The following is a 14,504-nucleotide window of genomic DNA, read 5'->3' as shown; positions in this document are numbered from 1 at the left end:
ACCCGGTAATTGAATCAGCGTAGCGCTGGAGAACATCATGGCAGAAGATCGTGTTGCCCCGATTATTGTTAAAAAGATAAAGAAAAGTGGCGGCGGTCATCATGGCGGCGCCTGGAAGATCGCTTATGCCGACTTTGTAACCGCGATGATGGCTTTCTTCCTGCTCATGTGGTTGCTGGGTTCTACCTCTAAAGCGCAAAAAGAAGGCATTTCAGAATATTTCCAGACGCCATTGCATGTGGTGCTCATGGGGCCTTCGGTCGGCCAGAGTGATTCGGCCCTGAAAAACACCGGCGGCAAGGACGTGACCAAGAAACAGGGCCAGGTGAAACCAGTCGATGGTGACCCCGGCAAGCTGAAAACAGTCAAGATAGAAGATGTTAAAGAAGCCTTGAAAAAGGCTGAGAAGATCAAGCTGGAATCGCTGAAAGCCAAGATAGAGCAGGCGATAGAAGAAAACCCGACCTTGAAGCAGTTCAAGTCACAACTCAAGCTGGATATCACCAGTGAAGGTTTGCGTATACAGATCATAGACGAGCAGAACCGGCCTATGTTCGAGAATGCCAAGGCCGAGTTGCAGCCGTATGCCAAGTTGATCCTGCGTGAAATCGGCAAGACACTGAATGGGGTGGATAACAAGATCAGTTTATCCGGCCACACCGATGCCGCCGGTTATGCCAATGGCGACCATGGTTATAGTAACTGGGAGTTATCCTCAGACCGTGCGAATGCTTCGCGCCGCGAGCTGATCTCCGGCGGTATGGACGAGACCAAGCTGATGCGCGTGGTCGGCCTGGGCTCGGCGATCATGATGGATAAAGAGAACCCGTTCAACCCGATCAACCGGCGTATCAGCCTGATCGTGATGAATAAAGAAACCGAAGAAGAATTGTTAAAAGACAATGACCAGATCTCTGCCAGTGAGCATGATCTGTCGCAGGTGAAATCGTTGCAAGAAAAGCAAGAAAAAGCAGTAGAAGCGCAATAAACGTGACATCAAGGAGCCCAAGAAATAAGCGATATTTATCATGCTTATTTCTTGATTGAAAATCAGGGGAATCAGGCAAGATAGGACCACTATGAAAACATTGCCCATCGAAGAACTAAGGGAATTGCTGGCTGCAGTTTCTCGCCACGGTGACTGGCACTTGCTGGAGATCGAAACCGATCTGCAGCAAACCACTTTTTTGCTGAACGAAGCGATAGAAAAGCTCAGCACCAGTTTCATGAACGTATACGGCCAGTTAACCGAGCAACAGGCCGTGGTCAAGTCACTGGCAGAATCCGGCAATTTGCAGCCAGAGATGGTGCAGCAGTTGCAGGGGTTTGAGGAAAGCATTGGTCAGGAGATCAATAAAGTGGTGACCGGTATGCAGTTCCAGGACATGACCAACCAGCTGTTGCAACGCACGATCAATCGTGTCAATGGCTTGAAAACATTATTGCAGGAGTTATCCAGCCACCAGTTTCCTATGGCGGCGGAAAGCGAGCATGAAGAGATCAGACATTTCATCATGCAACTGAACCAGAATTTTGACCAGGGTAGCCACCACCTGACTGGCAATTTGCGCAAGTCGGTGAATCAGCAAGACCTGGCGAGCGGTGATATCGATTTATTCTGATCACAGCATGTTTAACATATTGAGTAAAAAAGGCGAGTAAAAATGGCGAAGACAATTTTAACAGTAGACGATTCAGGTTCTTTGCGTCAAATGGTCGCATTCAGTCTGAAAGCTGCCGGCTATGATGTGGTGCAGGCGGTGGATGGCCAGGATGGCTTGAACAGAGCCAAGGAAAAAACCGTAGACCTGGTACTGACTGACCAGAACATGCCGGTGATGGATGGCCTGACTCTGATCTCCAATCTTCGTAACCTGGCCTCTTACCAGAAAGTACCTATCCTGATGCTCACTACCGAGTCATCAGATGAAATGAAGGCAAAAGGCAAAGCCGCCGGTGCCAATGGCTGGCTGGTCAAACCTTTTGATCCTAAACGTTTGATTGAAGTCGTACAAAAAGTGATCGGTGCTTAAGAGTCCTGATGATAAGTGCCCTAAGTTAAGGGACTGGAGAAAAAAATGACAGTGGATATGAGCCAGTTTTATGAGGTATTCTTTGATGAGGCTGAGGAATTACTCGCCGAAGCAGAACGCCTTTTGCTTGAAATTAATGTGGATGCTCCGGATATCGAAGAGCTGAATGCTATTTTTAGAGCAGCCCACTCTATCAAAGGCGGGGCAGCAACATTCGGTTTTATGGACATGACAGAAATCACGCATGTGCTGGAAAACCTGCTCGATAAGATACGCAAGCAAGAAATGGCGCTCACTGTTGAGCATGTCGATGCATTTCTGGCCGCTAAAGATGTGATCAAAATGCAGGTGGATGGTCACCGCAATGGCTCAGATGTAGACCCTGAGCAGGTGAGCGATGTCTCTGCCAGACTGAAATCCTTATCTGAAGGCAAGGCAGCAGCGGCACCCGCCGAGACTGCACCGGCAGCGCCAGCCGCTGCCGTCAACCCGCAACCACCGGCATTGACTGTCTCTGCAGAAGAGCAGGCGCAGGGCATACAGCTTTATGACGTGGGTTTACCCGACGTCACAGAAAAAGATCTGGGCAACCTCAAAGATGAACTGGAGTTGCTGGGTGAAGTCGCGGTGTATCAGCGTGCCGACAACCGTCATGCCTTGCTGATCAAAACCGATTCTTCTACCGACGATATTGTTTCTATCTGTTCATTCATTGTCGACCCTGACGCACTGGTGATCCAGATCGCAGGCGCTCAGGCAGCAGGCACTCAGGCAGCAAGTGCACAGCCAGCCGCAGCCGAGCCAGCACCTGCCGTGGCCGAAGTCGCCGTGGCAGCCGCCGAACCTGAAGATCCTGGCTATGGATTTTTTACCAACGAGCCAGATGGTTCCGCCACACAGGCACCGCCAGCCAAGGATGGCAGGGTGGCCGTTGCTGAAGAAGTAGGCTACGGCTTATTCTCGAATAATGGCGAAGAGCAGCAGGAAGAAGGCTACGGTTTCTTTGCACCGTTCAAACCACACCCTGATGCGCCAAAAGCACAAATGATAGGTGATGATAATGCCGCTGCTGCATTGGCAAAAGCCTCTGCCGAGGCTGAAACCACGGTAGCAGCCAGCGCACCAGCACCTGAAGTCAAGGATGAGCGCCGTGCCCAGGCACGTCGTGAGTCTGACAAGCCAGCGGCACAGAGCGCTGAAAGCAGCTCTATCCGTGTCGGCATTGAAAAAGTCGATCAATTGATCAACCTGGTAGGCGAGCTGGTGATCACACAAGCCATGATAGAACAACGCGTCAATGCGCTGGACCCGGCAGATAACGAAGGCCTGATCAACAGTGTCAGCCAACTGACGCGCAATACGCGCGACCTGCAAGAATCAGTCATGTCTATCCGCATGATGCCTATGGATTTCGTATTCTCGCGCTTTCCGCGCATGGTGCGTGACCTGGCCGGCAAACTGGGCAAGAAAGTGGAATTCGTCACCAATGGTGCCACCACCGAACTGGACAAGAGCCTGATAGAACGTATCGTAGACCCGTTGACCCACCTGGTACGCAACAGTGTGGACCACGGTATTGAAAAACCGGAAGTACGCCGTGAAATGGGCAAGTCCGAAGTCGGGGTGCTGACCCTGTCTGCAGCGCATAAAGGCGGCAGCATCGTCATTGAAGTCACCGATGATGGCGGTGGCCTTAACCGCGACCGTATCCTGGCCAAAGCCGCTTCTAATGGCTTGCCGGTGAACGAAAGCATGAGCGACAGCGAGGTGTACAGCCTTATTTTCGCACCGGGTTTCTCTACCGCTGAGGTGGTCACCGATGTTTCTGGCCGTGGTGTAGGTATGGACGTGGTCAAACGTAATATCAGCGCCATGGGCGGCAATATCGAGATCCGTTCTGCACTGGGTTATGGCACGACGATCTCGATCTCGCTGCCACTGACACTGGCCATCCTCGATGGTATGTCAGTCTCGCTGGACAAGAGCCTGTATGTGGTGCCATTGAACCTGATCGTAGAAACCTTACAGCCACGTGCCGAAGACCTGAAAACCGTCACCGGCGAAGGCCTGATGGTGCATGTGCGCGGGGAATACCTGCCTATCATCGCCTTGCACGCTTTGTTCAACCATCCTACCGAGATCACCAACCCGACTGAAGGGGTATTGCTGATCCTGGAAGCAGATGGCAAGAAATCGGCATTATTCGTCGACCGCCTGGTTGGCCAGCAGCAGGTAGTGATCAAGAGCCTGGAGACCAATTTCAAACGTATTCCGGGCGTCTCGGGCGCCACCATCATGGGCGATGGCTCGGTGGCATTGATTCTTGATGTGCCTGCGATCACCCAGATGGGCCAAACAACCAATTATGTGACGGGTGGTCGGTCATTTGCCGACCAGGATTATTCCAACTTAAAAAATCACATCAATGCATAAGGAGCATATGCAATGACTTCAACTGAAATGACTAACAATCACGGTGCTAATAACGCAGGCAGCATGAGAACCGCCGCCGGCGAATACCTGACCTTTGTGCTGGGTAATGAGCAATATGGCATAGAGATCCTCAAGGTACAGGAGATCCGCGGCTATGATGCGGTGACCCAGATCGCCAATATGCCACCTTTTATCAAGGGCGTGATCAACCTGCGCGGCAAGATCGTGCCTATCGTTGACCTGCGTATCAAATTCAAGCTGGGCAAGGTGGAGTACAACGAGTTCACCGTCGTCATCATCCTCAATCTGAACGGCCGCATCGTCGGTATCGTGGTTGATGGTGTGTCTGACGTACGTGAGTTGCGTGAAGAACACCTGCGCGAAGTGCCATCACTGGTCACCCGCATCGATACTAAATACATCGTCGGCTTAGCCACCATAGAACAGGAAATGCTGATCCTGGTGGATATCGAGAAATTGATGACCAGTAACGAAATGGAACTGATGGACGCTGCAGTGCATTAAACACAGCACTTTTCTAACAACAAAACAGCAGCACTGCAACAGGCACTTCTTGCAAAGGGGCGATCATGTTTTCAACAATTTTAAATAAATTGGCAGCAGGCACTAAACAGTATCAGCATATTCTGGATGAATCGGCTGAATTTTCGGCGCTCAAAACCGAGATCAACAAGGCCAGGGCCATCATCGAATTAGCCGCTGATGGAAACATCAGCCATGTGAATGAGAATTTGTGCACGGCCTTAGGCTATAGCGCCAGTGAGTTGATCGGAAAACATCATCGCACACTGCTTGCCGGTGAAGACGCTGCCAGCCCTGATTACCAGGGTTTCTGGAGTGATCTGGGCGCAGGCAAATCACGCGTAGGCGCTTTCAAACTGATCCATAAATCAGGCCAGGAAAACTGGTTTCAGGGTTATTACGCACCCGTGCTGGACAACTCGGCCAAACTGCGCAAAACCGTGGCCTACCTGACTGATATCACCAAAGACAAACAGCAAAGCTTGGCCTTGCTGGAAGATGGCCAGGCAGTGAATCAATCGTTTGGCGTGATGGAATGCGACCCGCATGGCACCATACTGGACTGTAACGAGCTGCTGGTAGCACCTTTAGGCTACACCCGCGAAGAAGTGATAGGCAAAAATGTCAGCTTCCTGCTCAAAGCGCATTCAGCCCAAAGCCCGGCATACCAGCAACTATGGCAAAAACTGGCCAGGGGCGAGAACGGCAAACAGGAAGTCTGCCGTGTGGCTAAAACCGGTAATGAATACTGGTTCAGCGCCAACTATATCCCTATCCTCAATGATGATAAACAGCTGGTGAAGATCAAGATCTTCTCTTTCTGTATCACCGCAGAAAAACAGCAGGAACTGGACTATGAAGGTAAGGTTCAGGCCATTTCAAAAGTGCAGGCAGTGATAGAGTTCGATCTCGCCGGCAATGTACTCACCGCCAACCAGAATTACCTGGCAGTGACCGGCTACGCGCTGGATGAAGTCGTGGGCAAACATCACAGCATGTTTGTCAGCGATCGGCATAAAGCCAGCGCGGAATACCAGACCTTCTGGGAAAAACTGAATCGTGGCGAACCTGACGAGAGCGTTTACCACCTGTATGGCAAAAACCATAAAGACCTGTGGTTGCAGGCTTCTTACAACCCTATCATAGGCCTGGATGGCAAACCGGTGAAAGTCGTGCAATATGCGACAGACATTACCAAAGCGGTGCTGGCAGATAAGGAACAAGCGATCAGATCCGCCGAAGCCTTTATGATACAGACCACGCTGGATTCGGCCTCAACCAATATGATGATGGCCGATAACGACGGCATCATCCGCTACATGAATGCCTCTACCGAGCGTTTGATGCGTAGCTCGGAATCCAATTTCCGCCAGGTGCTGCCTCACTTTGATGCCGGCAAGATCGTCGGCCAGAATTTTGATATCTTTCACAAGAACCCGGCGCATCAGCGTGGTTTGCTTGCCTCATTAACCAAAGAGCATGTGGTAGAAATGCCGCTGGGCGACATGTTTGTGCGCCTGAAAGCCATGCCTATCTTTGATAAAGAGGGCGTACGCTCAGGCACTTCACTGGAGTGGGTGGATATCACGCAGGAACGTCGCGTCAGTGACCAGATCTCTTCCATTATCGCCAATGCGGCAGAGGGTGACCTGACAGACCGTATAGACCTGTCCGACAAATCCGGCCCGACGGCCGAGATCTGCAAAGGCGTGAACAACCTGCTGGAAAACATGACCGAATTACTGGTGCAGATCCGTGAGGCAGGTGAAACCATCAATACTGCAGCCCAGGAGATCGCCAGCGGTAATAACGATCTTTCCAGCCGCACCGAACAGCAGGCCTCCAGCCTGGAAGAAACCGCTTCCAGCATGGAAGAGCTGGCCTCTACTGTGAAACAGAATGCAGACAACGCGCGCCAGGCTAACCAGATGGCAGAAGCCGCTTCGCAGGTCGCAGTACGCGGCGGTGAAGTGGTGGGTAATGTGGTGACGACCATGAGCGCGATCAATGAAAGCGCGCGCAAGATCGAAGACATCATCACCGTGATCGATGGCATCGCCTTCCAGACCAATATCCTGGCCTTGAACGCCGCGGTAGAAGCCGCCCGTGCCGGTGAACAGGGCAGGGGCTTTGCAGTGGTAGCGGGTGAAGTGCGCAACCTGGCACAACGCTCGGCCAGTGCCGCCAAAGAGATCAAGGAACTGATCACGGATTCTGTCAGCAAAACCACAGAGGGGACTAAACTGGTGCAAAACGCCGGTGAAACCATGCACGAGATCGTGACTTCTGTGCAACGCGTGACCGACATCATGGGCGAGATCACCGCCGCCTCTGCCGAGCAGAGTTCAGGCATAGATCAGGTCAATAAATCTGTGACCGAGATGGATGAAACCACCCAGCAGAATGCTGCCCTGGTTGAACAAGCCGCCGCCGCAGCTGAATCGCTGGTTGAGCAGGCTGCCACCCTGATGGATTCTGTCAACAAATACCGTCTGCATCAGGCCAAGCCAGCGGCACGTAGCAGCGTGGCCCCGGCAAAAAAACCGGCAGCTGTCCCATTTGCCAACAAAGCCAAGCCAGTGGCGCACAGTCATGCCGCGGTACAGGAACAACCGGCCAGACTGGCAAAAACCGGTACCGATAACAGCGATTGGGAAGAGTTTTAACATGTGATTTTTTCTAAGGAGGCTGCAGCATGACAAGTAAACTGCGTCAGGTTATGGATACATTGCATGAAGGGTTTTTGTTATGGGCATCTGCCGTGATCGGTTACCCTCTTTGAGGGGGGTGGCAGTGCGGTTGCAGCCTTAAGATTTGCAGCTGTTTGATTCAAACAATATCTCGATTTTTCTCAGCAAGAGAGCCATTTGAAAATGGTTCTCTTTTTTTATTTTCCGCATCACTAAAGTCATTGAATCCATTCAATAAATTCACTTAATCTTACATTCAAGTTTCGCCCTCTAAATGCCGATATACAAGATGTGTAACCGTGAAACCTGCCCATGCCGGAAAACCGCGGTGACAGCAGTCGGTATGACTTGGATTCTGCGTGAGATTTGGCAGGGAAAAACCCTTCTGATAGACGCATGTAGAGCACAGGTTTTTTGCCATAATTCAGCGATATAAAACTGGTATGGCCAGTTAATTTGGATCTTAGGGATTTGAGATGACAATAGCGAAACGTATGTATCTGTTGATCGCCTCCTGTGCGATCGCAATGGTGATCCTGATCGGATTTACCTTAACCCAGGTGGTCAAAGTATATGAATATACCAATCAGGCCAATGCGAACAGCATTCCCAGCATTCTGGAGCTTTCCAAGGCTGAGAACTTCTATCAGCGCCTGCGCCTGAACCTGTTGCGACATGTGTCGGCGACTACGCCGGCTGAGAAGGCAAAGCTTGCCGCGCAGATCCATGACAGACGCAAAGTGGTCGAAGAGGCCATGACTAGCTATCAAAGCCTGACCACCGATAGCACAGACAAGGCCATGTTCACAGAAGAGCAGGCCATGCTCAGTGGTTATTTTGACCAGATGACGCGTGTGCTGGCTTTGTCAGATGCCGGTTCGCCTGAAGCTGCAGCCCTGTTGCAGCAAGCCGATAAAGTAGCGATAGAGCTGGCCAATAAACTCGATGACCATATGGTGTATAACCAGAAGATCAGCCTGGAGCACGCCGAGAATGCTGCTGCTATCAAACAGACTGCCTTGTGGCAATCTGCTGCCATCGCTTTGCTGTGCCTGACAGTGATCGTGGTGGCCGGTGTGCTGATCACCAGACGCCTGCGTGCGCAATTGGGTATGGAACCAGCTGAACTGACAGTGATCGCACGTAACTTTGTTGAGGGTAACCTGAACCAGAAGATCACTTTGCCAGAAAGCGACAAGACCAGCGTGGCATACTCTATCCGCGTGTTGCAAAAGACCCTGGATGGCCTGGTGCAGTCATTGAACTATGTCAGCCAGCAGCATGATGAAGGCGATATCGATTGCACGGTGGATGAGACCCGCTTTAAAGGTGGCTATGGCCAGATGGCCGCTGGCATCAATAAAATGGTGGCCGGCCATATCGCCATGAACCAGGAAGCGATAGAAGTAGTTAAAGCCTTTGGTGCCGGTAATCTGGATGCGCCATTGAAGCCTTTCCCAGGCAAAAAAGCCTTCGTTAACGAAGCGATAGAGCAGGTGCGTAGCAATATCAAACGCCTGGTCAGCGACGCTGAAGAGCTGTCGCACGCTGCGGTAGAAGGCCGCCTGAGCGCCAGGGTAGATGCAAGTAAACACCAGGGTGACTTCCGCATGATAGTAGAAGGCCTGAACAACACGCTGGATGCTATCGTCAAGCCATTGAGTGTGACCTCCAGCTACCTGGATAACATCGCCAAGGGCAATATCCCGGCCAAGATCAACGAACAATATCAGGGTGATTACAGCCTGATCATCAATAACCTGAACACCTGCATAGATGCAGTGAATGCATTGGTGGCAGATGCCAACGAACTGGCACTGGCAGCGCAAAACGGTGCCTTGTCTACCCGTGCTGACACCAGCAAGCACAATGGCGATTTCCGCAAAGTGATAGAAGGTGTCAACGGTACCCTGGATGCGGTGGTCAAACCATTGACCATCACCTCAGAGTACCTGGACAACATCGCCAAAGGCCAGATTCCAGCCCGGATCACCGACCATTACCCAGGTGATTACAGCCAGATCATAGACAACCTGAATACCAGCATAGACGCGGTGAACAATTTGGTCGCAGACACCAATCTGCTGGCCGAAGCTGCCGGTGAAGGGCGTATTACCGTACGTGCCGACGCTGACAAGCACCAGGGTGACTTCCGCAAGATCATCGAAGGGGTGAACAGCACCCTGGATATGGTGGTGGACCCTATCATCGCCGTGACCGAAGCGGTAGAGACCATCACCACTGCAGCCAACGAGATCTCCAGCGGTAACGCCGACCTGTCAGCCCGTACTGAACAGCAAGCGTCCAGCCTGGAAGAAACCGCAGCCAGCATGGAAGAACTGGCTTCAACCGTGAAACAGAACGCCGAGAACGCCAAACAGGCCAACCAGCTGGCACTGACAGCATCTGACGTCGCCGTTAAAGGTGGAGCCGTGGTCAACGAAGTCGTCGCGACCATGAGTGCCATCAACGAAAGCGCGAAAAAGATCGAAGACATCATCTCCGTGATCGACGGCATCGCCTTCCAGACCAATATCCTGGCCTTGAACGCAGCGGTGGAAGCCGCACGTGCCGGCGAGCAGGGCAGAGGGTTTGCGGTGGTCGCGGGTGAAGTGCGCAACCTGGCACAACGCTCAGCCAGTGCGGCGAAAGAAATTAAAGAACTGATCACAGACTCAGTCAACAAAACCACTGAAGGCACACGTCTGGTCGAAAACGCCGGCAACACCATGGAAGACGTAGTGTCATCGGTACAACGCGTGGCAGACATCATCAGTGAGATATCTGCAGCCTCTGCCGAGCAGACCACTGGTATCGACCAGGTCAACCAGGCAGTGACCAGCATGGACGAAACCACACAGCAGAATGCGGCGTTGGTAGAAGAAGCGGCTGCTGCGGCTGAATCCCTGGTAGACCAGGCTAACCAGCTGGCAGATGCGATCAGCCAGTTCAAACTGGAAGGCAAGAGCTTTGGTGGCGGGCAGGCAGTGACGCACAAAGCGGCTGCCAGACCAGCACCATTAAAAGTGGCGACACAGTCTGCCGGTGCGCATAGTAGCAACGCATACCGGTCAGGGTCAGACGGGGGAGGATCCGGCAAGCCGGCAGCAGGTGGCTTTAGCAGTCCGCCACCCAGCAAAGCGGCCGCCTCTAAACGCACAGGCACGGATGATAGTGACTGGGAAGAGTTTTAAGCGCTAAAGAAATAAAAAAGCCGACTTGCAGATGCAGTCGGCTTTTTTTGGCACTTAGCTATGTTTTTTACTGGGCTTATATTTCTGACTGGCTTATGTTTTCTGACTGAAATATACAATCATCAATCAAATTTACAGCTATTTTGTAACAAAGTTGTAAGTTTTCTCAAGTTTTTCTCCAGGCGTTCGTAAACCAGTTCAAGTGGTAATCAATAACCACTACAACAAGACTTGAACCTCTAATGGAGACTTTATGAAACACACGTTTAACACCGCCATCGCTTTATGCGCATTCTCAGTATTGTCCACTCATGCTCTGGCAGCCGAGGTATGCACTGTATCTATGATGGGTCGCGTATGCTACGAAGAAGGTAGCCCAGAACTGACTGCCACCCACATGAAAGGCGACGCAGTGGCCGAATCAAACAACGCCAAGAAGAAAACAGATCTGGCTGATGCATCAAAAGTAAAGAAATAAGTACACGATAGTCATCATAGAAAACCCCTTGTGATGAGGGGTTTTTTAATGCCCAACTCTCAACAAGTAAAACTTGAGCCTGATAAGAAGTCATAAAACATATTTTATTGGCTGATAGGAAATTTCAGCCATGTAAGAACATAGTATGCAAGCCAGGGTTTGGCTAAAAATAATTAACGGATTTGGAGTATAAGAATTATGAGCGTCGCAAAAAGGATGACCATTCTGATTGTAGTGGCAGCTTTGGGGTTGTTTGCACTGGCCGGGATCAGTTACTTTCAGACTGAGCGGGTCTATGGCTACACCAATTATGCCAATGAAACAGCTGCACCCAGTATTGAAGTATTGGATGAAACGCTGGCAGAGTTTGAGAAACTGAATAGCCTGATCTGGCAACATATGCTGAATACAGACAATGCCAAGATGCAGTCTATCGAAAAACAGGTTGCCGAGACCCATGACAAGTTGATGGCTGCGCTGAAAAAGTATGACCGCTTTGTCAGCAACGCAGAAGACAAGTCTTTGCTGGCCAAAGACCTGGCTGCGATCACTGCTTATGATGGTCTGGGCAGCAATGCGCTGACTTTATCGCTTTCGAATAAAAAGGAAGCAGCGCGTGATGTGCTGCTTTCCAATCAGGCTATCATTGCCAATGTGCAAAAGGCCATCAGCCAGCACCGTCAATTTAACAATGATGTCGCGCGCGCCAATGCCAGCCAGGCATTAAGCATTAAAAACCAGGCTATCGTCATGCTGTTTGCGATCGCCTTGGTGGCGCTGGCCCTGGTGGTGACCATAGGCCTGCTGATCAAACGCAATATGTTTAAGCAATTAGGCATGGAGCCTGCTGAACTGACCATCATCGCCCGTAACTTCGGTGAAGGTAACCTGAAGCAGAAGATAGACTTGCCGGCAGATGACAAGACCAGCGTGGCATACTCTATCCGCGTATTGCAAAAGACTTTGGATGGCCTGGTGCAGTCATTGAACTATGTCAGCCAGCAGCATGATGAAGGCGATATCGATTGCACGGTGGATGAGACCCGCTTTAAAGGTGGCTATGGTGAAATGGCCGCGGGCATCAATAAAATGGTGGCCGGCCATATCGCCATGAACCAGGAAGCGATAGAAGTAGTTAAAGCCTTTGGTGCAGGTAATCTGGATGCGCCACTCAAGCCTTTCCCGGGCAAAAAAGCATTCGTCAACGAAGCGATAGAGCAGGTGCGCGCTAATATCAAGCGCCTGGTCAGCGACGCCGATGAGTTGGCGCATGCCGCCGTTGAAGGCCGTTTGTCCACGCGCGCTGATGCCTCACGCCACCAGGGTGACTTCCGCATGATAGTAGAAGGCCTGAACAACACGCTGGACGCCATCGTCAAACCATTGAGCGTGACCTCCAGCTACCTGGATAACATCGCCAAGGGCAATATCCCGGCCAAGATCAACGAACAATATCAGGGTGATTACAGTCTGATCATCAACAACCTTAACACCTGCATAGATGCAGTGAATGCCTTGGTGGCAGATGCCAACGAACTGGCATTGGCAGCGCAAAACGGTGCCTTGTCTACCCGTGCTGACACCAGCAAGCACAATGGCGATTTCCGCAAAGTGATAGAAGGTGTCAACGGTACCCTGGATGCGGTGGTCAAACCATTGACCATCACCTCAGAGTACCTGGACAACATCGCCAAAGGTCAGATTCCAGCTAGGATCACCGACCATTACCCAGGTGATTACAGCCAGATCATAGACAACCTGAATACCAGCATAGAAGCGGTGAACAATTTGGTCGCAGACACTAACCTGCTGGCCGAAGCTGCCGGTGAAGGGCGTATTACCGTACGCGCCGACGCTGACAAGCACCAGGGTGACTTCCGCAAGATCATCGAAGGGGTGAACAGCACCCTGGATATGGTCGTGGACCCTATCATTGCCGTAACCGAAGCGGTAGAGACCATCACCACTGCAGCCAACGAGATCTCCAGCGGTAACGCCGACCTGTCAGCCCGTACTGAACAGCAAGCGTCCAGCCTGGAAGAAACCGCAGCCAGCATGGAAGAACTGGCTTCAACCGTGAAACAGAACGCCGAGAACGCCAAACAGGCCAACCAACTGGCACTGACTGCATCTGACGTCGCCGTCAAAGGTGGAGCCGTGGTCAACGAAGTCGTCGCGACCATGAGTGCCATCAACGAAAGCGCGAAAAAGATCGAAGACATCATCTCCGTGATCGACGGCATCGCCTTCCAGACCAATATCCTGGCCTTGAACGCAGCGGTGGAAGCCGCACGTGCCGGCGAGCAGGGCAGAGGGTTTGCGGTGGTCGCGGGTGAAGTGCGCAACCTGGCACAACGCTCAGCCAGTGCGGCGAAAGAAATTAAAGAACTGATCACCGACTCAGTCAACAAAACCACTGAAGGTACACGTCTGGTCGAAAACGCCGGTAACACCATGGAAGACGTAGTGTCATCGGTACAACGCGTGGCTGACATCATCAGTGAGATCTCTGCAGCCTCTGCCGAGCAGACCACTGGTATCGACCAGGTCAACCAGGCAGTGACCAGCATGGACGAAACCACACAGCAGAATGCGGCGCTGGTAGAAGAAGCGGCTGCTGCAGCTGAATCGCTGGTAGACCAGGCTAACCAGCTGGCAGATGCCATCAGTCAGTTCAAACTGGAAGGCAAGAGCTTTGGTGGCGGGCAGGCAGTGACGCACAAAGCGGCCGCCAGACCAGCGCCGGTCAAGGCTGCGGTGTCACATTCCACTCAGCAGCGGGATAGCGGGCCGCCCGCGCGGCCGGTGTCAGGAGGGTCGTTTGGCAAAACAGCAGGCCACGCCAGCGCCCCGGCGAAATCACCAGGCATGTCGCGCAGGACAGGTACTGACGATGAGGACTGGGAAGAGTTTTAACTGAGTCCTTGTATTAAGTACTGGGTATAGCAAAAGCCGGCTGCCACTGCAGTCGGCTTTTTGTTTTATTGCTTGTTGTAAACGCTGCTGACTGTAAGGTTTATAAAGCAGGCTTAACATAAAAAATCATCCCTTAACCCAGGATTAATCTGCCACTAGCGCATACGCTATTTCTGATTTCTTTAGGGCTGCAATTACCAAAATAGAGCCCAGTTTC

Annotated in this window: 9 protein-coding genes; all 9 read left to right on the top strand. The window is 51.8% G+C overall.

The genetic code is table 11. The features are described from left to right. The first annotated feature begins 37 nt into the window (after positions 1 to 37). The 9 genes from motB (at position 38) to ACFQ1Z_RS03660 (ending at position 14,287) form a co-directional block, all read left to right on the top strand. Complete coding sequence (motB, locus tag ACFQ1Z_RS03700; protein ID WP_379055766.1) at positions 38 to 988, top strand: flagellar motor protein MotB; 951 nt, start codon at positions 38 to 40, stop codon at positions 986 to 988. A 91-nt stretch (positions 989 to 1,079) separates the two neighbouring features. Further along, on the top strand, positions 1,080 to 1,622 hold the full coding sequence (locus ACFQ1Z_RS03695) for a chemotaxis protein (RefSeq protein ID WP_379055764.1): 543 nt from the start codon (positions 1,080 to 1,082) through the stop codon (positions 1,620 to 1,622). Between the two features lie 42 nt (positions 1,623 to 1,664). After that, positions 1,665 to 2,033: a response regulator gene (locus tag ACFQ1Z_RS03690; protein ID WP_379055762.1), complete on the top strand. Its 369-nt coding sequence runs from the start codon at positions 1,665 to 1,667 to the stop codon at positions 2,031 to 2,033. Positions 2,034 to 2,078: 45 nt separating this feature from the next. Further along, entirely contained in the window at positions 2,079 to 4,466 is a 2,388-nt protein-coding gene (locus ACFQ1Z_RS03685) for a chemotaxis protein CheW (RefSeq protein ID WP_379055760.1), read from the top strand. Positions 4,467 to 4,478: 12 nt separating this feature from the next. Continuing rightward, the gene (locus tag ACFQ1Z_RS03680) at positions 4,479 to 4,991 is read left to right on the top strand and encodes a chemotaxis protein CheW (protein ID WP_379055758.1); all 513 of its coding nucleotides are present in this window, start codon (positions 4,479 to 4,481) and stop codon (positions 4,989 to 4,991) included. A 65-nt stretch (positions 4,992 to 5,056) separates the two neighbouring features. Next, complete coding sequence (locus tag ACFQ1Z_RS03675; protein WP_379055756.1) at positions 5,057 to 7,675, top strand: methyl-accepting chemotaxis protein; 2,619 nt, start codon at positions 5,057 to 5,059, stop codon at positions 7,673 to 7,675. 500 nt (positions 7,676 to 8,175) lie between these two features. Beyond that, positions 8,176 to 10,893, top strand: coding sequence for a methyl-accepting chemotaxis protein (locus ACFQ1Z_RS03670; protein ID WP_379055754.1), 2,718 nt, complete (start codon positions 8,176 to 8,178; stop codon positions 10,891 to 10,893). Between the two features lie 253 nt (positions 10,894 to 11,146). Beyond that, positions 11,147 to 11,371 carry a hypothetical protein gene (locus ACFQ1Z_RS03665; protein WP_379055752.1) on the top strand — a complete coding sequence of 75 codons (225 nt, stop codon included), beginning with the start codon at positions 11,147 to 11,149 and terminating at the stop codon, positions 11,369 to 11,371. A 198-nt stretch (positions 11,372 to 11,569) separates the two neighbouring features. Further along, entirely contained in the window at positions 11,570 to 14,287 is a 2,718-nt protein-coding gene (locus ACFQ1Z_RS03660; protein ID WP_449288884.1) for a methyl-accepting chemotaxis protein, read from the top strand. Positions 14,288 to 14,504 lie beyond the last annotated feature (217 nt).

The organism is Methylophilus luteus, from assembly GCF_042676265.1.
Lineage (GTDB): Bacteria > Pseudomonadota > Gammaproteobacteria > Burkholderiales > Methylophilaceae > Methylophilus > Methylophilus luteus.
This window is presented reverse-complemented; position numbering and strand designations above follow the sequence as displayed.

Excerpts from the sequence above, each read along its gene's own strand:
- motB (WP_379055766.1), top strand. The coding sequence starts at position 38 with ATGGCAGAAGATCGTGTTGCCCCGATTATTGTTAAAAAGATAAAGAAA.
- ACFQ1Z_RS03695 (WP_379055764.1), top strand. The coding sequence starts at position 1,080 with ATGAAAACATTGCCCATCGAAGAACTAAGGGAATTGCTGGCTGCAGTT.
- ACFQ1Z_RS03690 (WP_379055762.1), top strand. The coding sequence starts at position 1,665 with ATGGCGAAGACAATTTTAACAGTAGACGATTCAGGTTCTTTGCGTCAA.
- ACFQ1Z_RS03685 (WP_379055760.1), top strand. The coding sequence starts at position 2,079 with ATGACAGTGGATATGAGCCAGTTTTATGAGGTATTCTTTGATGAGGCT.
- ACFQ1Z_RS03680 (WP_379055758.1), top strand. The coding sequence starts at position 4,479 with ATGACTTCAACTGAAATGACTAACAATCACGGTGCTAATAACGCAGGC.
- ACFQ1Z_RS03675 (WP_379055756.1), top strand. The coding sequence starts at position 5,057 with ATGTTTTCAACAATTTTAAATAAATTGGCAGCAGGCACTAAACAGTAT.
- ACFQ1Z_RS03670 (WP_379055754.1), top strand. The coding sequence starts at position 8,176 with ATGACAATAGCGAAACGTATGTATCTGTTGATCGCCTCCTGTGCGATC.
- ACFQ1Z_RS03665 (WP_379055752.1), top strand. The coding sequence starts at position 11,147 with ATGAAACACACGTTTAACACCGCCATCGCTTTATGCGCATTCTCAGTA.
- ACFQ1Z_RS03660 (WP_449288884.1), top strand. The coding sequence starts at position 11,570 with ATGAGCGTCGCAAAAAGGATGACCATTCTGATTGTAGTGGCAGCTTTG.